Consider the following 22993-nt stretch of genomic DNA (forward strand, 5'->3'; position numbering starts at 1 on the left):
GGCACCGCTCCGGGCCTCACCCGCGCGGAGGCCCGGCCGTCGCACGGCCCAGGCGTACGCGGACTCCCGGCGAGTACAGCACGCTCACCGGGTCCCCCGCCGGTGCCGGCAGACCGGCCGACCGGACGAGGTTCTCCTCGCACGTGACCAGCGTCGCGCGGTGCAGCGGCCAGCGTGGATGGTCGTTGGGCAGGAAGCCGGCGGCGTCACCGGCGCCACCGAGGAACGGCTTGTGCATGCCCCATCGGGCGGTCAGAAAGTGTTCGAGGGCGGTCGGCTCCGCTATCCGCTCCCCGGGCCTGACGACGAGGCGGCTGTACGCACCCCGCGGGCCCGGCAGGCGCCGCGCGCTGGTGTAGGCGACCCTGTTCCCGCCGTCCCCTCCCTGCCCGCCGGTCCGCACCGACATACGGGACCACACGTACGGCAGCCGGAAACCGAGGCGCCCCATGACCACCGGTACGAGCCGGGACGCGTCCATGGAACGGAAGACCACGCCGCGCCGCCCGTACTCGTCCACCGAGTACAGCCGCACATTGGTCTCCGGGAACGAGCCGAAGTAGGGCACACCCGGCAGCCGCATCCAGCCCACCCGGTGCATGCGGAAGGCGACCAGACCGACGAAGGTGACGCCGTCCAGGGTGTCGGGGACGGTGCCGGCCGGCAGCAGCCCCGCCACGACCGCCGGATCCACGGCCCAGTGCACGAAGGTGAGGTCCAGCCACTCCTGCGTGAGCAGCGGGCTGTGCAGCACGACGGGGGCGTCGGGCGTGATCGGTTCCGGCACGGACGAGGTGATCGACACGGGCGCCAGCATCGCAGGGCCGCGCCCCGGGCCGGACGAGAACCCGTGCCGTGTGACGCGTCTGGCACACGCCGGACCTGGCGGACACGGCGGTCAGACGTCGGTGGGCAGGCCGCTCACCTCGGCGATACCTCGCAGCTCCTCGTCCTGGCGGTGGCGCTCACCGATGAAGTCGGCGATCTCCTGGCACCGGGCGGGATCGGCCGCGGTGCCCGAGTCCGTCACGACCCTGACGGATCCGCCCTCCTCGGTCTCGATCTCGACGATCTGGTTGTCCATGCGCCCCGTGACGGCGACCGCCACCACGAGGGATGCCTCGTCACGGACCTCCTGGGAGACGCTGGCGCCTTCCTCGCCCTCCAGGCTCAGCTCGATCGGTCCAGCACGTTGCTCCTGCATCGCTTCGAGTACGGGTTCGACCATGCGAAGCAGCAGCGCGTAGTCCGACGGGGTCATGCGGACACGCAACAGATCGAGGTAGAGGTCCACGGGCCGGCCTTGCGACGGAAACTCTGATTCAGTCATGGGACTCGACTTCCCCAATGTGGGCAATGTGATCGCATCTGACTCCAGAATGGTGGATCCCGGCCTGCACCGCCGCTCGACACCGTTCACCGGCCGTCGGAAGGCTTTCCCGTCCCCGCCTCCCGTATGCGCTCCCGTAGCGCCTCCCGTGTGCTCCCGGCCTACGCGCCGCGCCGGATCCGGGCGGCCTTCCGGGCCTCGGCCGTCTGACGGGCCTCGGCCGACCGCCGGGACTCGCCCCCGGCCCGGCCCGGGCGGGTGCCCATGCCCCGGAAGGGAGCACCGCCGCGCTGGGGGCGCTCCGCGACCGGAGCGCTTCCGGCGACGGGGACACCGGAGGGCGTCCGGGCGCCGGTGATGCGGCTCAGCTCGGCCTCGCCGGAGCGGACCTGGGTGACCTGCGGCCTGATGCGCGCGTCGGACATCAGACGGGTCATGTCGCGGCGCTGGTTGGGCAGGACCAGCGTGACGACGCTGCCGGACTCGCCGGCCCGTGCCGTACGGCCCCCGCGGTGCAGGTAGTCCTTGTGGTCGGCGGGCGGGTCGACGTTGACGACGAGGTCGAGATCGTCGACGTGGATGCCACGGGCCGCCACGTTGGTCGCCACCAGGACGGTGACCTGGCCGCTCTTGAACTGTGCCAGGGTGCGGTTGCGCTGGGGCTGTGACTTGCCGCCGTGCAGGGCCCCGGCCGGCACACCGCTGCCGAGCAGGTGCTTGGTGAACTGGTCGACGGAGTGCTTGGTGTCGAGGAACATGAGCACACGTCCGTCGCGGGCGGCGATCTCCGTGGCGGTGGCGTACTTGTCGGTGCCGTGCACGTACAGCACGTGGTGCTCCATCGTGGTGACGGCGCCGGCCGACGGGTCGACCGAGTGGACGACCGGGTCGTGGAGGTAGCGGCGGACCAGGAGGTCGATGTTGCGGTCCAGCGTGGCCGAGAACAGCATGCGCTGGCCGTCGGGCCGCACCAGGTCGAGGAGCGCGGTGACCTGGGGCATGAATCCCATGTCGGCCATCTGGTCCGCCTCGTCCAGAACCGTGATGTCGACCCGGTCAAGACGGCAGTCCTTGCGCTCGACGAGGTCCATGAGCCGGCCCGGGGTCGCGACGACGACCTCGGCTCCGGACCGCAGCGCGCCGGCCTGCCGACCGATCGACATCCCGCCGACCACGGTGGCCAGCCGCAGCTTCAGCGACCGGGCGTACGGCGTGAGCGCGTCGGTGACCTGCTGGGCCAGCTCACGCGTGGGGACGAGGACCAGGGCCAGCGGCTTCCGCGGCTCGGCCCGCCGTCCGGCGGTGCGGGCGAGGAGCGCCAGGCCGAACGCGAGCGTCTTGCCCGACCCGGTGCGCCCACGGCCCAGCACGTCGCGGCCCGCGAGGGAGTTCGGCAGCGTGGCGGCCTGGATCGGGAAGGGCTCCACCATGCCGAGGCCGGTGAGCGTCTCCAGCAGTTCGGCGGGCAGGTCCAGTTCCCCGAAGGCCGCCACGGCGGGGAGGGCGGGAGTGAGGGTGGCCGGCGGCGCGAACTCGCCCTGCACGGCGGAGGGGCGACGTCCGTTGCCGCCCGAACGGGTGGCGGGGCGCCCCTGGCCCTGCGAGCCGGACCGGCCACCGCGGCCGGCACCCCCGAAACCGTCCCTGCGATTACTGGAGAAACGATCGTTCGTACGTGCTGATCGGTTCATGAAGAACCTTCCTCGATATGGCACGTATCGAGGAATCCTCGGCATGCACAAGCCGAATGAATTGCAAGAACGAGCCGAATGTAAAACGAAATGAAGCCCACTGTGAAGCCCGCTGCGCCGACGCGGCGCAGTGCGGAAGAGCGGCGCCGGACGGCGGGAATCCCGCCACGATCCCTCCGAAGCCCTTGAAAACGCAACAAGCTGGGGCCCCACCGTGAGGTGGGACCCCAGCTGCCTTGTGCGCTACAGCATCAGGCAGGAGTGATGTTCTCCGCCTGCGGGCCCTTCTGACCCTGCGTGACGTCGAAGGTCACCTTCTGGCCCTCCTGAAGCTCACGGAAGCCCTGGGTGGCGATGTTCGAGTAGTGGGCGAAGACGTCGGGGCCGCCGCCGTCCTGCTCGATAAAGCCGAAGCCCTTTTCCGAGTTGAACCACTTCACGGTTCCAGTAGCCATGTCATATCCCTTTCGGGGCAGTACCCGGGGGCCCGCACTGTGTGGACCCCTGTGACGCCGCAATTGACCCCGTCCGGAATGAAATGCCGGAAATACAAAAGTGCCCGACGAATACGAATTCGCCTGCGGCACTTGAAGTGTGCGGGAACTACAACTGCAACTGGATCAAGACTATCACGCAGGGCCCGTGAGGCAACGGCACGGCCGCACAGCCGGAGAACCGTTACCTACGGACCGCCGGCCCGGCCCCCGCACCCGCCCAGCGCCCATCGCCCATCCGTCGCCGCAGGACTGTCGATGCAGGTCCACCGATGCAGGACCACCTACGCAGGACTATGGAATCTGACGCCTCGTCAGGTTACGCTCCGCGCATGCTTCCCACGGTGGTCTGGGGTACCGGCAACGTCGGCCGCGCGGCGATCCGTGCCGTCGAGGCACACCCGGCGCTCGATCTCACGGCCGTGCTCGTCCACGACCCCGCCAAGGTCGGGCGCGACGCGGGCGAACTCGGTGGCCTCGGCCGGGGCCTGGGCGTCGCGGCGACCGACGACATCGACGCCGTACTGGCCGAAGGACCCCGCGCGGTCGTGTACGCGGCGTCGGGCGACCTCCGTCCCGACGAGGCGCTGGCCGACATCGCCAGGGCGGTCCGGAGCGGTGCCGTGGTCGTCACTCCGGCCCTGTACCCGCTCTACGACCAGCGCAACGCCCCGCCCGAGTTCCGCGAGCCCGTACTGGCCGCCGTCGCGGACGGCGGGGGGTCGCTGTTCGTCTCCGGTGTCGACCCCGGCTGGGGCAACGACGTACTGCCGCTGCTGATGAGCGGTCTCGGCACGGTCGTCGACGCGATCCGCTGCCAGGAGATCTTCGACTACTCCACGTACGAGCAGGAGGAGTCGGTGCGGTATCTGGTCGGGATGGGCCAGCCGATGGAGTACGAGCCGCTGATGCTCGCCCCGTCGATCCCGACGATGGTGTGGGGCGGGCAGATACGGCTGATGGCCAGGGCCCTCGGCGTCGAACTCGACGAGATCCGCGAGACCTTGCAGCGCCGCGCGCTGGACGCCACGGTGAGCACCCGGACGATGGGCGAGTTCGAGGCCGGCACGCAGGGTGCGGTGCGCTTCGAGGTGCAGGGTGTCGTCGAGGGCGAACCCCGCATCGTCATCGAGCACGTCACCCGGATCCATCCGTCCTGCGCACCGGACTGGCCGGCGCCGCCGGGCGGCGACGGGGCGCATCGCGTGATCATCGAGGGCCGCCCGCGCATCGAGATCACCGTCGAGGCGACCGACGAGGGCGAGAACCGGTCCGCGGGCGGGAACGCCACGGCGGTCGGCCGGCTGGTCGGCGCCATCGAATGGCTCGTGGACGCGGAGCCCGGTCTGTACGACGCGCTGGACGTCCCGCTGCGACCGGCGGTCGGAAGGCTCGGCAGGAAGTGACACCGCGTACCCGAAGGAGCCCCGGATGAAGGTCGACATCCCCGAAGGCAGGAACCCCATCGAGTACGTGTGGGGTGAGATGGTCCCCGGCATCGGGCCCGCAGCCGCCGACTTCTCGCTGGCCGTCTACGCCCGTACGACCCTGGGGCTCCGCGAGTTCGAGGCCGCGCGGCTGCGGATCGCCCAGCTCAACGGGTGCCTCTTCTGCCTCGACTGGCGGACCGAGCGGGACGGGCTGAAGGTCGAGGAGGAGTTCGCCGACGCGGTGGCGAAGTGGCGCACGACCGACGCCTTCGACGAACGCACCCGCCTGGCCGCCGAGTACGCGGAGCGGTACACGCTCGACCACCACGGCCTCGACGAGGAGTTCTGGGACCGGATGACCGCGCACTACAGCCAGGCCGAGATCGTGGAGCTGACCATGAGCCTCGGCTCGTGGCTGGCCTTCGGACGGCTCAACCGCGTGCTGGGACTCGACGCCATGTGTGTGCTGCCGGGGCACTGAACCGGCCCGGGGCCACCCGGCGAATCCGGGCGACCCCGGCCCCGGCCTCGGTCTCCGTCTCGGTCTCCTCGCGGGCGCCACTCGCCCGCACGCCGCTACAGATCCGCGGCGATGATCGCTTCGATGTTCCGTTCGGCGAGCGCCGTGATGGTGACGAACGGGTTGACGCTGGTGTTGCCCGGAATGAGCGCGCCGTCGATGACGTAGAGCCCCGGATGTCCGTGCAGGCGGCCGTAGTTGTCGGTCGCCTTGTTGAGCACCGCGCCACCGAGGGGGTGGTACGTGAGATGGTCGCCCCAGATCTTGTAGACGCCGAAGAGATCGGTCCGGTAGATGGTCCCCTCCTTGGCGTTGATCTTGTCGAAGATCGTCTTGGCCATGTCGATGGACGGTTGCTTCCAGGCGGTCTGCCAGTCGAGCTCGGCCCTGCCCGCCGCGGCGTTCCAGGTGAACCGGGCGCGGTGGGGGTTCTTGGTGATCGACAGATAGAAGGAGGCGTAGGTCTCGATGCCGGTGGGCAGGGGGGCCACCTCGGCGAACGCGCCGCCCGCGGCCCAGTTGTCGATGCCGGAGCACGGGATGGCCGACTGCAGGGCGCCGGTGGGGTCCCACAGGTGGTTGGCGCGGCCGCACATCACGTTGCCGTTGTCGCCCCAGCCCTTGCCGACCTCGCTGTTGAGGCCCGGCAGCGCGCCGGTGGCCTTGAGCCCGACCAGGAGCTTGCTGGTGCCGACGCTGCCGGCCGCGAAGAACACCCGGTCCGCGGTGACGGTCTTGGTGGCCGTGGTGGTGCCGGTGGTGTCGAGCTGACTGATGGCGACCGTGAAGCCGCCTCCGGTGGCCGGGGCGACCGAAGTGACCTTGTGCAACGGTGAGATGGAGACCCGTCCGGTCGCCCTCGCCTTGGCGAGATAGGTCTTCTGCAGGGACTTCTTGCCGTAGTTGTTGCCATAGAGGATCTCGCCCGCGAGCGCGGACTTCGGTACGGTCCCGGCGGCCTCCTGCTCCATGTAGTCCCAGTCGTACACGTCGGGCACGAAGACGAACGGGAAGCCCGAACGCTGGGCGTGCTTACGGCCGACCCTGGCGTACTGGTAGCAGTCGGCGGTCTCGAACCACGTCGGGTCGACCGTGCCGACCCCGAGACCCGCGTTGGCGCGCGGGTAGTGGACGGAGTACATCTCGTCGGCGTCGACCGACGGCAGGACGGCGCCGAAGTTCTCGCGCTTGGGAGTGACCGCCATGCCTCCGTTGACCAGCGAACCGCCGCCGACGCCGCGGCCCTGGTAGACGATGATGCCGCCCATCTCCTCGGCGTCCAGGATCCCGGTGTGGCGCGGGACGTCCTTGTCCAGGGGGAAGCCGAGGAAGTTGCTGAGCGGCTGCTTCGTCCTGGTGCGCAGCCAGTAGGACCGGTGGTCGGGGCTCGTCGTGTTGGCGAAGATCTTGCCGTCCGGCCCGGGGGTGTCCCAGGCCATGCCCATCTCGACCATGTGTACGTCGACACCCGCCTGGGCCAGGCGCAGAGCGGCCACGGAGCCGCCGTATCCGGTGCCGATCACGAGGGCGGGTACGTGTGCCCCGGGTTCGATCACCGCCGCCGCCGTGGCGGTGGCGGCGTGGGCCGGGACCACCTGCCCGGCGAGTGCGGCCGACCCGAGAAGAGAACCTGTTCCAGCGATGAACCTTCGACGGGACACGCCCCTCATGCGCGTCCCATGTGGGGAATCGTCGTTCATGCGCGGCTCCTCACTCTCCATAGAGTGAAACGGGTTCTACTGGCACCCCCGTGAGAAGTCACGCCATACCCTGAGGTAACTTTCCAACGATCACATACTGGGCATCGCGTACACCGCGAGGTCCTCTCAGTCGCGCAGGAGCCGTCGGGCGGTCAGCGCGAGGCTGAACTCCACCATGTCGGCCGGGCGGGCGAGCGAGCGCCCGGTCAGCTGTTCGCACCGCTTCAGCCGGTTGAGGACGGTGTTGCGATGGCAGTACAGCCGGGCGCTCGCCCGCTGCGCCGAGCCGTCGCACGCGAGCCACGCCGCCAGCGTGTCCAGCAGGATGTCCCGGTCGGACTGCTCCAGGCGCAGCAGCGGCCCGAGGACCTCTTCGGCCAGCGCGCCGCCGAGTTCGGGGCACGACATCACGAGGGCCGCGGGCAACTGCTCGGTCAGCCGTACGGTGCCGCCGTCGTCCGCGCACATGCTCAGGGCCAAGTCCGCCAGCCTGCGGGCGTCGCCCACGGCGGCCAGCCCCGACACGACAGGACCGACACCGACTCTCGTACCTGTGGGGGCGGTGGGCCCCACCGTCGGCACGGACAGGTCGCCTCCGCCTTCACCATCACCGTCGCCGTTGCCGTCGCCGTCGCCGACCAGGACGATGCCGTGGTCGACGTCCACGCCCGTGTGCCAGTGCACGCGCGCACCGGCCGGTACGCCGCGGTCGCCGGGCACGGAGGCACGACCGGCCGGGCGGCCGCCCGCGACGGCGACCACGGCGTACCTGCCCTGTTCCGGCAGGTCCAGGATCTCGGCCGTCTCGGCGACGTCGGCGATACGGCTCGTGCCGTCGAGCAGGGCCGCGGTCAGCAGACGTACCCGGTGCTCCTGACGCCAGGCGTGCTGCCGTTCCACCTTGCGGTAGACGTCCGCGACGAGGGTGCAGTGCTCGTCGACGAAGTTCCATACGTCGGCCGCCACATGGACGAGGAGGCGGACGTCCTCGGGAGCGGTCCGGGAGGTCTCCTCGACCAGTACCTGCCAGATCAGGGAGCCGCCGAGCCGGAAGGCGTGCAGGAGCGCGTCGAGCGGCAGTCCCTGTTCGGCGCGAGCGGCGCCGATCCGCCACGAGCAGCGCAGCGCGGCGTCCCGGGCGCTGCGCGGGTCCAGCAGGGAATTGACACTGTGCAGGAGCGATCGGTGCACCTCCTGCCACGTGCCCGCGGCGTCGCTCTCCAGGGTGCTCCGGTAGGCGGGTTCCCGTTCCCGCAGCGCCGCCACGAGCCGGTCGGTCAGCTCCGGGAGGTTGTTCTGCAGCACCCGGGCCGACCGGTGCAGCACGCGAAGCGCGTCGGCGTCGATCAGCGAACGGGCCTTGGGGGCATGCGACCGTGCGGCGGTCGGCGGTCCGTGGCCCAGCTCGACTCGGGACCGTACGGCGTGATGCATCGCGTTCTCCCGGGGCGTCGGCTCGGTGGCGGCGCGCTCACAGCGGTCGGTCCGCGGCCTGCTGTCGGCCGCGGGCTCCCTGTGATCGTCGGCACCCGTCTCGTCCTGCCCCGTAGAATGACATACCGTCCAGTCGGTCCCTAGGGTTCTGCGGTGTTCTTTTCCAACGGCTCCGCCTGCCTCACGTCGGTCCGGGGTCGGTCAGGCGGTGTGGCGGCGGACGGCGTCAAGCAGGTCGTCGATGTCCTGCGGGCTCGTCGCGAAGGAGGCGACGAGGCGGACGACCCCGGGCTCCCAGCGGTCGTGGTAGAAGACGTAGCCCTCGGACAGCAGGCTGTCGATGACCTGTTGGGGCAGTCGGCAGAAGAGGATGTTCGCCTCCGCGGCACCGAGGAGGTCGACCTCCGGTATCGCCTTGAGGCCGTCCTGGAGACGGGCGGCCATGGCGTTGGCGTGGGTCGCGTTGCGCAGCCACAGGTCGTCGGTCAGGTAGGCGTCGAGCTGGGCGGCGTGGAAGCGCGCCTTGGAGGCGAGCTGGCCGGACCTCTTGGCCCGGAAGGAGAGTTCCGTGGTGAGGGAACGGTCGAAGACGACGATCGCTTCGGCGGTCATGGTGCCGTTCTTCGTGGCTCCGAACGACAACAGGTCGACACCGGCCCGCCAGGTCAGTTCGGCGGGGGTGGCGCCGAGGGCCGCGACGGCTCCGGCGAAGCGGGCGCCGTCCATGTGGAACCGCAGGCCCGGCTCCTTGACGACGGAGCCCAGCGTGCGGAGCTCGTCGAGGGTGTAGACGGCGCCGGTCTCGGTGGCCTGGGTGACGCTCACCACGGAGGGCTCCACGCTGTGCACGTCCCCGGCCTTGTTCCGTACGGCCGCCCGGAGTTCGGCCGCGTCGATCTTGGCGTCGTCGCCGCCGAGCGGGACGAGTTTCGCGCCGGCGGTGTAGAACTCCGGGGCCCCGCACTCGTCGTTGTTGATGTGGCTGTCGCGGTGGCACAGGACGCTGCCCCAGGGCGGGGTCAGTGCGGCCAGGCTCAGGGCGTTCGCGGCGGTGCCCGTGGAGACGATCAGGACGTCGACGTCACGTTCGAAGATCTCGCACAGCCGGCGGCGGACCTCGGCCGTGACGGTGTCGGACCCGTACGGCGACGCCTGTCCCGCGGCGGCCCGGACCACCGCGTCGACTATCTCCGGGGACGCGCCGGCGGCGTTGTCACTGCTGAACATCCGGGTGGCGGTCGTGGTGGCGGTGGTGGTGCTGTTGCTCATGCCGAGGGTCCTGACTTTCCGTTGACGGCGGGAGGTACGACGGTGGATGCGGGGGGCGGCGGCCCGGCCTCGGATGCGGTCACAAGGGGTCCTTGCCGGTGGCCTCCCGCGCCGGGTCGGCGGCGTGGATGAGCTGGCGCAGTGCCCCGTGGTAGACCTCGTGGTCGGTCAGGGCGGGCAGGATCGCCGCCACGTTGCCGGTCAGCGCCGGGTAGCCCGCCGGGTCGAGCGAGGCGAGGGCGGTGCGGGTCACCGTCCGGGTGGCCTCGGGATCGCGGTGGTCGACGAAACTCGCGCTGCCGAGGGTGAGCAGGTACATCCGCCGGTAGGCGGTGATCGCCTCCTCGGGGGTCATCCCGGCCGTCAGGCTGTCGGCGAGCTGCGGCTCGACGAGGCGGGCCAGCAGGTGCGGGCCGAGCCAGGGGCGGGCGCCCCGGAGCGCGACGAGGCCCGGATGCGCCGACAGCAGTCGGTACAGAGCGGTGAACCGTGCCTCGGTGGCCGTGGCCCAGGCCGTGCCCGGCTCGACGTCGGGCAGCCGGGCGGCCAGGTGGTCGGTGCACAGGTCCAGCAGCCCCGCCAGGTCGGTGCAACGACGCTGGAGGGACGCGAGGGAAATGCCCAGTCGAGCGGCCAGCGCGCGGAAGGTCAGCGCCTCGGGACCGGCCTCGTCGACCAGCGACAGGGCGCTCTCGGCGATGCGGTCGGGGGTCGCGCGGTCCAGGGACGGGGAGCTCCGGGGCATGCGTGTCAGCGTACGATACGACGTATCGGTGCGATCCGGCGGGCCCGTCGACCCGGCTGCCTGCACCGGATCGGCGGCACGGGGTGCGCACGGGCGGTGGTCAGGAGAAGAGGTCAGGAGAAGAGGGCGTCCAGGTCGGGCTTCTTGTCGTCGAAGAGGCCGTCCCGTTCACCGAGGGACGCCAGCTTCTCCAGGGAGGCGGTGTCGATGTCCGGGGGCCAGCTGGGCAGTGTGAGCTTCGTCAGGACATCGCCACTGATCTTGGTGTACGTGGTGAGGATCTGGCGTGCCTCGTCGGGATGGTCGGTGGCGTACCGCAGCGACTCGGTCATCGCCTCGGTGAACTTCTTCACCAGGCCGGGGTCCTTCTTCGCCAGCTCGGCCGAGGTGAAGTACGTCGCCACGGTGAGTTTCGGGTCCGTCTCGGCGAACGGCGACGCCACGACGCGTACCCCCTGCGCCTTGGCGACGGTCATCGCGGGCTCACCCATCCACGCGGCGTCCACGCGTCCGTCGTCCACAGCGGCAGGCATCTGGTCGAACGGTATCTCCACGAACTCGACCTCGGACGGGTCGCCGCCGGCCACCCGGACCGACTCGCGCACGGTGGTGTCCCCGATGTTGCGCAGCGTGTTCACCGCCACCGTGTGCCCGGCGAGGTCCTCGGCCGACTTGATCGAGCTGTCCTTCCTGACGCCCACGCCGGTGACGTCACCGCCGACCTTGCCGTTGGACGCCGCGCCGTTGACCACGGACTTGACCGGAACTCCCTTGACCTGGGCGACCATCAGCGACGTCGTGTTGCTGAAGCCGAACTGGAACTGGCCGCTCACCACACCGGGAATGATCGCCGCGCCACCCTGGGCGCTCACCATTTCGAGCTCGATGCCGCGGCTGCCGAAGAAGCCCTTCTTCTGCCCCAGATAGAGCGGGGCCACGTCGACGATCGGGATGATGCCGACCTTGACCCGTGTCGTCCCGTCCCCGCCCGAGGACGACGAACCGCCGTCCCCCGAGTCCGACGACCCGCATCCGGCCGCGGCGACGATCACGGACAGTACTGCGACAAGCCCCGGAATACGCCTTCGCATGGGCTCCTCCTGGCAGCAGGGGGGACAGACCAACACGGCTGAGCGGAAGGCGACTTGACGGGTCGGCGCTTCAGCTCGATGCACGTTGTGCATTTTCGTGACGGCTGAAATCTACAGAGCCAGGTTCGCGCTGTCAGTACTCCGGACAAGGGAGGATCGAGGGAAGGCCGCGGACGACCCGCTACGCCGTGAGGGCCCGCCGGGGCGTGCCCGCCGGCGACGACGTGCCCCGGTCCGTGCCTCGATCCGGGCCTCGCTCCGTGTTTCGATCGGGCCCTCGTTCGGTGCCCCGGTCCGTGCCCCGCTCGGTGGGGCGCGCCACGGGACGCACCACAGGGCGCACCGGGTACGTGGTCTTCGCCGGGTCGATCACCGGGTCCCCCAGCACGATGCGGCCCGCCGCGTGCAGTGCGTCGCACTCGTCGGTGGGCAGGGCCACGTAGCAGCCCCCGTACCCGGAGCCGGCCGTGGCGGCCTGCCAATAGCCGTATCTGCGGCGGCCGTTGGCGTGCACGGTCAGGCACACGGGGACGCGCTGCACGGTGATCAGACGCAGCACCTCGGCACCGCCGGGGCCGAGTGGCGCGGGCGTACCCGGGAGAGCTCGCAGCATGGTCAGCGCTCTCCGTTCGTGGCTCGCGGCACGGCACGGCGGTGGAGAGTGGGCGTCATGTGCGGGCGGCCTTTCGACGGACGGGTTCGATCGCGTATCGCCAGGAGCGATGACGTTGTCGCTGTTCTGCATTCTCGCTGCTCAGCATTCTTGCGGAGGGCACTGACAACGCGGCCGGAGCCGCACCGGGCCGCTCCCCGGTACCGCCCCTCAACGGCGGTCGGGCGGTGGCGGCGTGTGGTGGGCGCGGCCTTCCGCTTCGCCTTGGACGAAGGGGTCGTCGGCGGCGTCGTACACCCCCGCGTGATCGAAGAGCGCGTCGGCGATGCGCTCCCACTCCTCGACCTCCGCCTGCGCGATCAACGCCTCGTGTGCGGTGAGCGACTTGGTCCTGGCCGCCTTGCGGGCCTCGTCCAGCGCGTCCTTCGCCTCGTGGTGCCGCATTCCCGTGGCCGAGCGCCGTACCCGTGCCCAGGCTTCGCGCTCGCCCTCGGACGGCTCCGCCGCGTCCTCGGGCGATCTTGCCGCCTCGTCGCTCGTGTCGTCGATGCGGCCGGGCGCTCCGTCCTGCTCCACGCTCACTGCTCCACCTCGTTCGGTACCGCGCTGCATGCTTCGTTCAGCATGCTTCGTTCAGCGTCTTCGTCTGCCGCCGGCGTGAGCACCGCGCTTCGCACCGCGGGCATCAACCTGCATACCTGCCCAGACTACGCATTGTTGTCCCGGGAGGTGCGGCTGCGGGGGCGTCGCCTCAGGGCTCGCCGTTCGCCCTCGGTCCTGCCGCCCCACACGCCGATGCCCTGGCCCGTTTCGAGCGCCCAGTTCAGGCAGTCCTCGCGTACGGGACAGCGTCGGCAGACGGACTTGGCGTTCTCGATCTGCACGAGCGAGGGGCCCGTGCCGCCGATGGGGAAGAAGAGGTCGGGATCGACCGTGCGGCATTCCGCGTACTCGCGCCAGCCCTCCATGGGGCCTCCTTCGGTCGCAGGGGTGTGGTTCCTGGGGCTCGGTTCCCTTCGGGTCACCCCCGACCGCACCGGTGAAACAGGCGCACGGGTGACAAGATGGGCCTCCCCGGAGCGGCGTCCGGGACCTTCACCGACGGGACGCTTCACGGACACAAGGCTTCACGGACGGAACACTTCGGGGAATGGACAGGAGACATATGTCGCAGGAGCCGGTCGAGGTCTGGGAGCAGTTCGCGATCGCCGTGGCGGAAATGGCGCGGGATCTGCTGGCGCAGGACTCCGCCCAGGGCACCTTGGACCGCATCGTGGAGCACGCGACGGTCCTGATCAACGGGTGCGACGAAGCCGGCATCCTCACCGTACGCCAGGGCGAAGTGCATGCTCTTGCGGCGACGGGTGACCGGGTGCGTCTCGCGGACCGCATCCAGCAGGACCTGCAAGAAGGCCCCTGCTTCGACGCCGTGACGGACCGTCAGCAGATCTACACCATCGAGGATCTGCGGCAGCCGAGCAAGCAGTGGCCCCTCTTCGCCCCCGAGCTGAGGAAGCTGGGCATGGGGAGCATGATGGGTTTCCTCCTCTTCACCGAGGACGACAACCTCGGCGCCCTGAACGTGTACTCGCACACCCCGGGCACCTTCGACGAGACCGCCCGGCGCGCCGGCTGGGTCCTCGCCTCCCATGCGGCCGTGGCCTTCTCCGCGGCCCGTACGCATCAGCAGCTCAGCCATGCCCTGGAGACCCGGCACGAGATCGGCGAGGCCATGGGCATCCTCATGGAGCGCTACGGACTGGCCGAGGACGCCGCTTTCAAGGTGCTCAAGAAGACGTCACAGGACCGCAACGTCAAACTGCGTGAGATCGCCCGCCAGGTCTGCCGGACCGGCGAGAACCCCTCCTGACCGAGCGGACCGTCGTCAACACGGCGCCGCCGCCACGGTGGTGGCCGACAGGGTGACGGGCCAGGCCGGGCCGAACCGGGCCGATCCGAGTCTCTCCGGCCGGCGCCGAATGCGCGCCTTCGCGATCGCTCGGGTCTTTGCGGACATGCTTGTGGGTATGCCGGGCACTAGACGACCAACTTGCTTTCTATCTGAGGCGGCACCTGTGGTTTTCTCCGTGAACGCTCCCGAGGCAGTCGCTTCCGGCGTGGGAGTGACCGAGGTTGTCGGTGATCTGCCGTGGATCGAGGACGGGGGCAAGGTCGCTCCCCAGGACGCGCGGGTACTGTCCCGGCTGTTCCTGGACCGGCTGCGGGAGCTGGAAGAGGGCACCCATGAATACCAGTACGCCCGCAACACGCTGATCGAGATGAACCTGTCCCTGGTGCACTTCGCGGCCCGCCGGTTCCGCAGCCGGGGCGGCGGCGACATGGAGGATGTCATCCAGGTCGGCACCATCGGCCTGATCAAGGCCATCGACCGCTTCGACCTGACGCGCGAGGTCGAGTTCACCTCCTTCGCGATCCCCTACATCGTCGGCGAGATCAAGCGCTTCTTCCGGGACACCACCTGGGCCGTGCACGTCCCGCGGCGCCTCCAGGAACTGCGCGTGGCCCTCGCCAAGAGCAAGGAGACCCTCGCCGCAGCGCTGAACCGCCCGCCCACGGTCAGGGAACTCGCCACGCACCTGGACCTGTCCGAGGAGGAGATCATCGAAGGACTGGTGGCCGCCAACGGTTACGCCGCCGGCTCCATCGACACCCCCGGGGGCGACGACGACTCGACCGACGGCGGACCCAGGTACGCCGACACCCTGGGCGAGGAGGACCCGGCGATGGACCTCTTCGAGGACCTGCACACACTCGCCCCCCTCCTGCGGGAACTCGACGAACGCGAACGGACCATCATCGAGATGCGCTTCGGCCAGGAGATGACCCAGGCCGAGATCGGCCGCGAACTGAACCTCTCCCAGATGCACATCTCCCGCCTGCTCACCCGCACCCTCACCCGCCTGCGCACGGGACTCCTCGCCGCGTGAGACAGGCGCGCCCCATGTCTTCGTACAGTCACCTTGAAGGTTGAATTCGAGACATGGCTTCGCGCGGGTGGCCAGGTGTCTCCCGCGTACGCTCCTGCCTGCGCCTTTGCTGTCCACGGCGGCGCGTTGCGGGTCATCGAACAGTGGGAACGGTCCTGACTACTTCGGGATCATGGCCTGATGATGCGAGTAGCATCCGGGCCCAGCACCACACGATGACGAGGAGAGGTAACCGCCATGTCCGAAGTCGAATCGGCCGCCACCGAGCTCAAGAGCCAGTACGCCGCCCAGGTGTCCGCGGACCTCGATCGCAACACCAAGGAGCAGGAACGTATCGGCGCCGAAGTGGCCGCCCTTGAGGAGCAGTTGCGTGCGCTGCGCCACGACCAGACCTTGTTGGCGGAACTGCAGCGGGCACTGGGTGGCGACGGCTCCGCGCCCGCGCCTTCGGTACCGCGGCAGGCCACGGCGGCCAAGCGGAAGAAGGCCGCCACCACGAAGTCGGCGGCCAAGCCCGCGGCCACGAAGGCCGCCGGTTCCGGCGCCCCGAAGGCTGCCGCCGACTCGACCGCGGACAAGCCCGATGCCGCCAAGTCGGCCGCCGCCAAGCCCACGCTGGTCGAGCTCATCCGCGAACACCTCGGCCGGCAGTCCGAGCCGCGCTCGTCCGCCGAGGTCGCCACCGCGCTGGCCGAGGCCCACCCGGAGCGCGAGATCAAGCCCAAGGTCGTACGCACCACGGTGGAAGGGCTCGTCGCCAAGGGGCAGGTCCAGCGCACCAAGCAGGGCTCGTCCGTCTTCTACACGACGTCCAGGACCACTCCGGCCGACAAGGAGCAGTGACCCCACCCGCGCCGTGGTGTCCAGCGCGTCACCGCTGACCGGCGTGGCACGCATCCGCGCCGCGGGGCGAGCGGGACTTCGACCGCGCGATGGCCCGCTACGCGCCGGACGTCGAGGTGTTCCAGGTCAGCTCCGCGTCGAGACGGCGGATCTCCCCCTCGGCGTCCTCGTCCTCCCGGAACGCGCGCACCTCCACGGCACCGACGGCCGCCTCGACGGCTTCCTCGACGCTGTCGCACTCAAGGACGGCTCCTCCACCCCTGGTTCGACGGGTGCCGTGCCGAATCGACGCGCCCACAGCATCTCCTGTGCCACCCCGCGCTCCCCGAGGGCCGCTTGTCACCACCCCTGTACGCGCACTACTGTCGCCACGCCTTGGTGCTCGGGAAATCGGTGTGATGCCGGTGCGGCCCTCGCCACTGTGATCGGGAAGTCCGGCTCCAGCCCTCACGGGCAGCCACTGGGTCCTCGGACCCGGGAAGGCGGAGCAGGGGTGGTCCTACCCGTAAGCCAGGAGACCGGCCAAGGCGCGTCAACCATCCACGAGGTGTTGGAGAGGGTCTGCCGAGCCATGCACATTGCCGAGGGTTTCCTTCCTCCGGCGCACGCGGTCGCCTGGGGCATCGCGTCGGCGCCGTTCGTCGTCCACGGAGTCCGGTCGCTCACCCGTGAGGTCAGAGAACATCCCGAGAGCACACTGCTCATCGGGGCGTCCGGGGCTTTCACATTCGTCCTCTCCGCGCTGAAACTGCCGTCCGTGACGGGCAGTTGCTCGCACCCGACCGGCACGGGACTGGGCGCCATCCTGTTCCGGCCGCCGGTCATGGCGGTGCTGGGCACCATCACCCTGCTCTTCCAGGCACTGCTGCTCGCGCACGGCGGCCTCACCACACTGGGCGCCAATGTCTTCTCGATGGCGATCGTCGGACCGTGGGCCGGGTACGGGATCTACCGGCTGCTCCGGCGGCTCGACGTGCCGTTGATGGTCGCGGTGTTCTTCGGCGCGTTCGTCGCCGACCTGTCCACCTACTGCGTCACCAGCGTGCAGCTGGCGCTCGCGTTCCCCGACCCGAGCAGCGGATTCCTGGGCGCGCTCGGCAAGTTCGGCTCGATCTTCGCCGTCACGCAGATCCCGCTCGCGGTGAGCGAGGGGCTGCTGACCGTCCTCGTGATGCGGCTGCTGGTGCAGTCGAGCAAGGGCGAACTGACCCGGCTCGGCGTGTTCCTCGCCAGGAAGCAGTCCGGGACCCGGACGGCCGAGTCCGCCGAGACCACCGCGGCGACCAAGACCTCCGAAACGACCGAGACGGTGGTCCGATGAGCCGTAACGCGAAGATCAACGCCGTGCTGCTGTTCGTCGTGGCCGCGCTCGCCGTACTGCCGCTGGCCTTCGGCCTGGGCGACCACAAGAAGGAGCCGTTCACGGGCTCCGACACGGAGGCGGAGACCGCGATCACCGAGATCGAGCCGGACTACGAGCCGTGGTTCTCGCCCCTGTACGAGCCGCCGTCCGGTGAGATCGAGTCGGCGCTGTTCGCCCTCCAGGCCGCCCTCGGCGCGGGCGTCCTCGCCTACTACTTCGGTCTGCGCCGGGGGCGGCGACAGGGCGAACTGCGTGGTTCGGCACGGCGGGACGACGGTCAGGGCCCGCCGCCCGCCGCGGCCGGTGGTACGGGCGGTGCCGGCGGTACAAGCGGTGCCGGTGGGTCCGCGGCCGGACGGGCCTGAGTCTTCGTGCTGCCGATCGACGCGGCGGCGCACAGCAGCCGCTGGCGCCACCGCCACCCCGTGGACAAGGCCGTGCTCGGCCTCGGCCTGACCGTGCTGGCGATCTCGCTCCCGCCCTGGCCGGGCGCCGCCCTGGTACTGGTGACGGCCCTCGTCGTGATGCTGGGCCCGGCCGCCGTACCGGGGCGCCGGCTCTGGCGCGCCTACCGGGTGCCGCTGGGTTTCTGCGTGACCGGGGCACTTCCGCTGCTCCTCCAGGTCGGCGGTCCCGACGGGTTCGTGACCCTGGCCGCGGGCGGGCCGACGCGCGCCGGCGAACTGCTGCTGCGCACCTCCGCCGCCTCCCTCGGAGTGCTCCTGTTCGCGTTCACCACCCCCATGTCCGACCTGCTCCCCCGCCTGGTGAACGCCGGAGTGCCCGCGCCGGTCGTCGACGTCGCCCTGGTGACGTACCGGATGAGCTTCCTGCTCCTCGACTCGGTACGCCGTATCAGGGAGGCGCAGGCCGCCCGGCTCGGGCACACCACACGTGCCGCCACCTGGCGCTCCCTGGCCGGGCTCGGCGCGACCGCCTTCATTCGGGCCTTCGACCGGGCGACGCGGCTGCAGGCGGGGCTCGCCGGGCGCGGTTACGACGGCACGCTGCGCGTCCTGGTACCGGAGGCCCGGGTCTCCGCGCGTTTCACGCTCGCCGCCGGCGCGCTGCTCGCGGCCGTGGCCGCACTCACCTTCGTACTGGAAAGGGCGCTGCGATGAACGAGCCCGTGCTGGTCGCCCTGCGGGGCGCGTCGTACGCGTACGAGGACGGCCCGGCCGTGCTCAGCGGCCTCGACTTCGAGGTGCGGGCGGGACGCGCGCTCGCCCTGCTCGGCCGCAACGGCAGCGGCAAGACCACGCTGATGCGGCTGCTCAGCGGCGGACTCCGGCCGCGCGCCGGACAGTTGACCGTCGAGGGCCGGCCGGTCCGGTACGACCGCAAGGGCCTGACCCTGCTGCGTACGACCGTCCAGCTGGTGGTCCAGGATCCGGACGACCAGCTGTTCGCCGCGTCCGTCGCCCAGGACGTGTCGTTCGGGCCGCTGAACCTCGGCCTGCCCGACACCGAGGTACGGGCCCGGGTGGACGAGTCGCTCGCCGCGCTGGACATCTCGGCGCTGGCCGACCGGCCCACCCATCTGCTCTCCTACGGCCAGCGCAAACGGACCGCGATCGCGGGCGCGGTGGCGATGCGGCCGCGTGTCCTGATCCTCGACGAACCGACCGCGGGGCTCGACCCGGACGGCCAGGAGCGGCTGCTCGCGACCCTCGACGGGCTGCGCGAGAGCGGCACCACCGTGGTGATGGCGACGCACGACGTGGACCTCGCCCTGCGCTGGGCCGACGACGCGGCGCTCCTCACCCCGGCCGGAGCGGTCACCGGCCCGGCGGCCCCGACCCTGGCCCGTACGGACCTCCTGGAGCAGGCGGGACTGCGCCTGCCCTGGGGCGTCGCGGTAGCTGAACTCCTGCGGGTCCAGGACTTGTTGACCGGCCCGCACCCCGGCCCGCGTACCGCGGACGAACTGGCTGCCCTGACCTCACGGCAGTCCGCTCCCCCGGTACCGGCCGAGGGCTGACAGCCCGGCCCGCGGCGCCATTTATCACGGTTTCGTGGAGAAAAAAGTTGTCTCCACCCACTCAACACGGATCTTTCACGACATGGTTAAACTCCGATGTCTTGCACATATCCGGAGGGGGAATTTTTCATGGGTAAGCACCCAGTCATAGCCGCGGCCGTCACCGCGGTCACCGTCGGCGCGCTGGCTGTCGCCGCCGCCGCGCCGGCCCAGGCGGCCGAGTACCACTCGGCGCTGAAGATCCGCGGCGTGCAGTACGACGCGCCCGGCAGCGACTCCAACAGATGTTCCGGGGGGAACACGGACGAGGAGTATGTGACGATCAAGAACTACTCGTCCTCGGCGACCATCAACCTCAAGAACTACCTGGTGAAGGACGCCGCGGGCAATCGTTTCCGCTTCACCGCGAATCACTATCTCCAGCCCGGCGACTACGTGAAGCTGCGCGGCGGCAACGGCTCCGACTCGGACAGCCGGAACGTCGTCTACCGCGACAACTGCAACTTCATGTGGAACAACAGCGGCGACACGATCTACCTCGACAAGCCCTCCGGCAGCCGTTCCGACGTGCACGCCTACACGAAGCGTGGCTCCGACCCCGACAACAACGGCTACATCCGTTTCCACAACTGATCGGCAGCTGACGGGGCCGCGGGTGTGTCGTCCGGCGTTCAGGCCGTGGCGGCCTCGCGCTCGCGGTCCGTCAGTGGTGGGCCCGCGAGATGGGGCTTCTTGCGCCCGAAGCAGACCAGGGCGAGCATGTCGGGCATGAGCAGCCTGGCAGGTGGCTTCTCCATGCTCATCACGTCCAGCAGGATGCGCAGGGCGCGGGGGTTGCGCGAACCGGTGTCGACGGCCCGGTCCACGAAGGCGGCAAGAGCCCTTTCCAGCCGCGTGGGGGGCTCGTCGCTCGCGCCGGGGTAGAACACGTCCTGGCCCACGGCCAGGCTCCAGGCGTTCTCGACCGGACGTGCCGCGCTCTTCTGGATGCGCCGGGCCGTACCGGGGGCGCGCAGGTCCTGCCTTTCCAGGATGTGGCGCAGCGCGACGACGCTCTGCGCGGCGGCGCTCAACCCGTGCCCGTAGACGGGGTTGTAGCTGCCGACCGCCTCGCCGAGAACGGCGAAACCGTCGGGCCAGCGGGCGGCCTTCTCGTAGTAGCGGCGCCTGTTGGCCGTGCTGCGGGTCGTGACGACGTCCGTCTCGGGTTCGGCGCCGGCGAGGAGCTCACCGATGACGGGGTGCGGCAGACCGAGTGCGAACGGCACGAACGCGTCGTTGTCCGCGCTCGGCCTGCCTCCCCTGGTTCCGGCCAGCGTGACCAGCCACCGGCCGCCCTCGATGGGGGCGATGATGCCGCCCCTGCCGGGATTCCGCCGGGGGTCGGCCTGGACGTTGACGATCGGAAAGCCTTCGGCGGCCGTGCCGGGGGCGCGATAGATCCGGCTGGCGTAACCGAAGCCGGCGTCGACCGTACGCTCCGCCACCGGTGGGAGTCCGAGGTCCCGCAGCCAGGCGGGAGCGCGGCTGCCCCGCCCGCCGGCGTCGATCACCAGGTCGGCGGGAAGGGCGCTTTCGACGTCCGCCGACCGGATGCGGACTCCGGTCACGCGGCCGGCACCGCCTTCCAGGGACAGCAGTTCGGTCTCCTGTCGCAGGGTGATGCGGTGGCTTTTCAGCACTCGGGCGCGGATCACCGCGTCGAGCAGGTCCCGGCTGCACAGAAGGCTCAGGTGGCCGGCGTGGTTGAAGCGCCGGAACCACTGGCCCGAGGGGGCCTTGGACACCAGGCCGGCCATGACGGGGATCATCCGGGCGCCCCGGTCGACGAGTTGGCCGACGACGCCCGGCAGGAGGTCGTCGAGGGCCTTGACGCCACCGGACCACAGGATGTGTGCGTGCCGGGCCTGCGGAAGGCCCTTGCGGGGCCGGGGCCCGTCCGGCAGGAGGTCCCGCTCGACGATCGTGACGTCCGCGTGGTCGGCGAGCACCGAGGCGGCGAGCATGCCCGTCATGCCCCCTCCGACGACGATCGCACTGCGCCCGGTGGTGGAGTTCGTGTCAGGCATGGGTGTTGGCCCTCTCTGTCGACCGCCGTCGGTGCGTGGCTGCGGGCACGCGGGTCGCGCGGGTGGGCGATCGCTGCTCGGAGCCCGGAGCCGGGACTTCTTCGGTCCGGCCCTCCCCCTGATCGAACCATGATCGCGTCAGGAGGTCATCAGGGCCTCCGGTATGCCAAGTGGGCGCGCGAGGCGTTCTGTTGACTGGGTATCAGGTGTGGCGGCCCGGCAACCGGCCTCAGTCGTGGCGTACTTTCTGCCGGGCAGCGTGCCGGCGGGCCTCCGCGACGACCGGCGAGCGGGACAGGGCCCGAGCCAGCTCCACCATCAGGTGCGGCTTCGTTACCGACCGCAGCCGGCCGACGTCCGACGGGATCTCCGCGTCCTGGCCCGTGCCGAGCCGCGCCCTGGCCGCCGCGAGCATGGCCGCCTCGGCGACGATCTCCAGGTGGGCCGGTCCCGCCCGCTCGCCCGGTGAGACCGCCTGTGCGCGCAGCGCCGAGCAGGCGGCCCGGTGGACCTCGTTGTCGAGGTAGGGCGAGCACACCAGGACACCGTCCAGGATCGTGATCTCCTGCCGTACCAGGCGCACCACGGGCAGGTCCCACCAGTGGGTGTCGGCCACCGGTACCCGCAGGTCGCGCATCTCCAGCCAGAGCGGTCTGAGCAGGCGGCACCGCCGCCAGGCCCGGAAGTTGTCCGCGGTCGCGGGGCCGACGCGCGGCAGCGCGAAGCCGGCGGCGACGGTGACGCCCGCCGCGGCCACCAGGGGCGGCGAGACGCTCGTGGAGAGGAAGTCCCAGTCGTGGCCGGCCAGGCGGGCGCCGATGGCCAGGTACTTGGCGATCTGGTACGACAGGTCGAGCAGCACGCCGACGACGATCAGCGTCAGGCCCTGGCGGGTGAGGCCCCGTACCTTCCGCAGCCATGCCAGGCACATGACCGCGAGGGCGGCGGTGGCCGCGGTGTGGAACATCAGGTACAGCAGGATCATTTCCCGCATGTACGGCGTGTTGGCGTAGTAGGTGTCCAGGTCCCGGGTCCGTTGCACGGGCACGTCGGACAGGGCGAAGAGGGTGACGATCCCGATGATCACCAGCCCGTAGACGCACACCACCCGGCGGGACGCGCGGGCGACCCGCTCGGGTTTCCCGCCTCTCCAGGCGATCATCAGGACGAGGTAGCAGGCGCTGAGCGCGGACATCCCCGAATAGACCAGCGGCGCCGAGAAGTTGGTGATGCCGGTGAGCCCGTTGACGACGCCGATGGTGGGGGGCGCGGACAGGATGCACACGAGGGCGCCGATGAGCAGCACGGAGATGCTCGCGGCCATCAGCGGGTCACGCCACTCCCCTCTCATGGCCGGCAGGTTGAGGACCGCGGTGACGAGAAGGATCACGCCTGGGATGTAGAGGACGGCGTCCACGCTTCACCGGCCTTCCGCGGCCGGGGAAGGCCGGTGCTCGGGCGGTGCTGAGCGG

The 22993-nt window shown here is 70.4% G+C and carries 25 protein-coding genes and 1 riboswitch; of the genes, 10 read left to right on the top strand and 15 right to left on the bottom strand.

What is annotated here, in order from left to right:
* Positions 1–16: 16 nt before the first annotated feature.
* From AOK01_RS10820 to AOK01_RS10835, 4 genes are all read right to left on the bottom strand, one after another.
* A complete protein-coding gene (locus tag AOK01_RS10820) occupies positions 17–817 on the bottom strand; it encodes a YqjF family protein (protein ID WP_055510725.1) in 801 nt (266 codons plus the stop codon).
* 81 nt (positions 818–898) lie between these two features.
* Positions 899–1330: a hypothetical protein gene (locus tag AOK01_RS10825; RefSeq protein WP_055510726.1), complete on the bottom strand. Its 432-nt coding sequence runs from the start codon at positions 1328–1330 to the stop codon at positions 899–901.
* 161 nt (positions 1331–1491) lie between these two features.
* A complete protein-coding gene (locus tag AOK01_RS10830) occupies positions 1492–3021 on the bottom strand; it encodes a DEAD/DEAH box helicase (protein WP_055510727.1) in 1530 nt (509 codons plus the stop codon).
* Between the two features lie 251 nt (positions 3022–3272).
* Positions 3273–3476: a cold-shock protein gene (locus AOK01_RS10835; RefSeq protein WP_055510728.1), complete on the bottom strand. Its 204-nt coding sequence runs from the start codon at positions 3474–3476 to the stop codon at positions 3273–3275.
* A gap of 371 nt (positions 3477–3847) precedes the next feature.
* Here AOK01_RS10835 and AOK01_RS10840 point away from each other — a divergent pair, with 371 nt between their 5' ends.
* Together AOK01_RS10840 and AOK01_RS10845 are read left to right on the top strand one after the other, a co-directional pair.
* A complete protein-coding gene (locus tag AOK01_RS10840) occupies positions 3848–4921 on the top strand; it encodes an NAD(P)H-dependent amine dehydrogenase family protein (RefSeq protein ID WP_055510729.1) in 1074 nt (357 codons plus the stop codon).
* 25 nt (positions 4922–4946) lie between these two features.
* The gene (locus AOK01_RS10845; RefSeq protein ID WP_055510730.1) at positions 4947–5426 is read left to right on the top strand and encodes a carboxymuconolactone decarboxylase family protein; all 480 of its coding nucleotides are present in this window, start codon (positions 4947–4949) and stop codon (positions 5424–5426) included.
* Between the two features lie 95 nt (positions 5427–5521).
* Here AOK01_RS10845 and AOK01_RS10850 read toward each other — a convergent pair whose 3' ends face one another.
* The 8 genes from AOK01_RS10850 to AOK01_RS10885 form a co-directional block, all read right to left on the bottom strand.
* Positions 5522–7165 carry a GMC oxidoreductase gene (locus AOK01_RS10850; RefSeq protein WP_079103318.1) on the bottom strand — a complete coding sequence of 548 codons (1644 nt, stop codon included), beginning with the start codon at positions 7163–7165 and terminating at the stop codon, positions 5522–5524.
* A gap of 126 nt (positions 7166–7291) precedes the next feature.
* On the bottom strand, positions 7292–8599 hold the full coding sequence (locus tag AOK01_RS10855) for a PucR family transcriptional regulator (protein ID WP_055510732.1): 1308 nt from the start codon (positions 8597–8599) through the stop codon (positions 7292–7294).
* 201 nt (positions 8600–8800) lie between these two features.
* Positions 8801–9868 (bottom strand): threonine aldolase family protein, encoded by a 1068-nt coding sequence (locus AOK01_RS10860; protein WP_055510733.1) that lies wholly within the window; start codon positions 9866–9868, stop codon positions 8801–8803.
* Positions 9869–9947: 79 nt separating this feature from the next.
* Positions 9948–10613 (bottom strand): TetR/AcrR family transcriptional regulator, encoded by a 666-nt coding sequence (locus tag AOK01_RS10865; protein WP_055510734.1) that lies wholly within the window; start codon positions 10611–10613, stop codon positions 9948–9950.
* Between the two features lie 113 nt (positions 10614–10726).
* The gene (locus AOK01_RS10870; protein WP_055510735.1) at positions 10727–11704 is read right to left on the bottom strand and encodes an ABC transporter substrate-binding protein; all 978 of its coding nucleotides are present in this window, start codon (positions 11702–11704) and stop codon (positions 10727–10729) included.
* A gap of 181 nt (positions 11705–11885) precedes the next feature.
* Complete coding sequence (locus AOK01_RS10875) at positions 11886–12317, bottom strand: hypothetical protein (protein ID WP_055510736.1); 432 nt, start codon at positions 12315–12317, stop codon at positions 11886–11888.
* Between the two features lie 210 nt (positions 12318–12527).
* Complete coding sequence (locus tag AOK01_RS40950) at positions 12528–12899, bottom strand: hypothetical protein (RefSeq protein ID WP_157871255.1); 372 nt, start codon at positions 12897–12899, stop codon at positions 12528–12530.
* A 125-nt stretch (positions 12900–13024) separates the two neighbouring features.
* Positions 13025–13285 (bottom strand): WhiB family transcriptional regulator, encoded by a 261-nt coding sequence (locus tag AOK01_RS10885; RefSeq protein ID WP_055510738.1) that lies wholly within the window; start codon positions 13283–13285, stop codon positions 13025–13027.
* A 182-nt stretch (positions 13286–13467) separates the two neighbouring features.
* On the opposite strand from AOK01_RS10885, the gene AOK01_RS10890 reads away from it, so the two are divergent.
* From AOK01_RS10890 to AOK01_RS10900, 3 genes are all read left to right on the top strand, one after another.
* Positions 13468–14187, top strand: a complete 720-nt coding sequence (locus AOK01_RS10890; RefSeq protein ID WP_213862077.1) for a GAF and ANTAR domain-containing protein — start codon at positions 13468–13470, stop codon at positions 14185–14187.
* 217 nt (positions 14188–14404) lie between these two features.
* A complete protein-coding gene (locus tag AOK01_RS10895) occupies positions 14405–15265 on the top strand; it encodes a SigB/SigF/SigG family RNA polymerase sigma factor (RefSeq protein ID WP_055510786.1) in 861 nt (286 codons plus the stop codon).
* 237 nt (positions 15266–15502) lie between these two features.
* Entirely contained in the window at positions 15503–16108 is a 606-nt protein-coding gene (locus tag AOK01_RS10900; RefSeq protein ID WP_055510740.1) for a hypothetical protein, read from the top strand.
* Positions 16109–16205: 97 nt separating this feature from the next.
* On the opposite strand, the gene AOK01_RS44895 is transcribed toward AOK01_RS10900, so the two are convergent.
* Entirely contained in the window at positions 16206–16406 is a 201-nt protein-coding gene (locus AOK01_RS44895) for a hypothetical protein (RefSeq protein WP_055510741.1), read from the bottom strand.
* A 61-nt stretch (positions 16407–16467) separates the two neighbouring features.
* Positions 16468–16649: riboswitch (cobalamin riboswitch) on the top strand.
* A gap of 30 nt (positions 16650–16679) precedes the next feature.
* On the opposite strand from AOK01_RS44895, the gene AOK01_RS10910 reads away from it, so the two are divergent.
* From AOK01_RS10910 to AOK01_RS10930, 5 genes are all read left to right on the top strand, one after another.
* Positions 16680–17429 (top strand): energy-coupling factor ABC transporter permease, encoded by a 750-nt coding sequence (locus tag AOK01_RS10910; RefSeq protein WP_055510742.1) that lies wholly within the window; start codon positions 16680–16682, stop codon positions 17427–17429.
* Positions 17426–17836, top strand: a complete 411-nt coding sequence (locus AOK01_RS10915; RefSeq protein WP_055510743.1) for an energy-coupling factor ABC transporter substrate-binding protein — start codon at positions 17426–17428, stop codon at positions 17834–17836. The genes AOK01_RS10910 and AOK01_RS10915 overlap by 4 nt, the downstream gene beginning before the upstream one ends.
* Before the next feature lie 6 nt (positions 17837–17842).
* Positions 17843–18592 (top strand): cobalt ECF transporter T component CbiQ, encoded by a 750-nt coding sequence (cbiQ, locus tag AOK01_RS10920; protein WP_055510744.1) that lies wholly within the window; start codon positions 17843–17845, stop codon positions 18590–18592.
* Complete coding sequence (locus tag AOK01_RS10925) at positions 18589–19452, top strand: energy-coupling factor ABC transporter ATP-binding protein (protein WP_055510745.1); 864 nt, start codon at positions 18589–18591, stop codon at positions 19450–19452. The genes cbiQ and AOK01_RS10925 overlap by 4 nt, the downstream gene beginning before the upstream one ends.
* A gap of 129 nt (positions 19453–19581) precedes the next feature.
* Positions 19582–20085 carry a lamin tail domain-containing protein gene (locus tag AOK01_RS10930; RefSeq protein ID WP_055510746.1) on the top strand — a complete coding sequence of 168 codons (504 nt, stop codon included), beginning with the start codon at positions 19582–19584 and terminating at the stop codon, positions 20083–20085.
* Between the two features lie 38 nt (positions 20086–20123).
* Here AOK01_RS10930 and AOK01_RS10935 read toward each other — a convergent pair whose 3' ends face one another.
* Together AOK01_RS10935 and AOK01_RS10940 are read right to left on the bottom strand one after the other, a co-directional pair.
* Positions 20124–21521 (bottom strand): FAD-dependent monooxygenase, encoded by a 1398-nt coding sequence (locus tag AOK01_RS10935; protein WP_055510747.1) that lies wholly within the window; start codon positions 21519–21521, stop codon positions 20124–20126.
* 229 nt (positions 21522–21750) lie between these two features.
* Positions 21751–22938, bottom strand: a complete 1188-nt coding sequence (locus tag AOK01_RS10940) for an MAB_1171c family putative transporter (protein WP_055510748.1) — start codon at positions 22936–22938, stop codon at positions 21751–21753.
* Between the last annotated feature and the right edge of the window lie 55 nt (positions 22939–22993).

The sequence above is a fragment of the Streptomyces aurantiacus genome (genome assembly GCF_001418335.1).
GTDB lineage: Bacteria > Actinomycetota > Actinomycetes > Streptomycetales > Streptomycetaceae > Streptomyces > Streptomyces aurantiacus.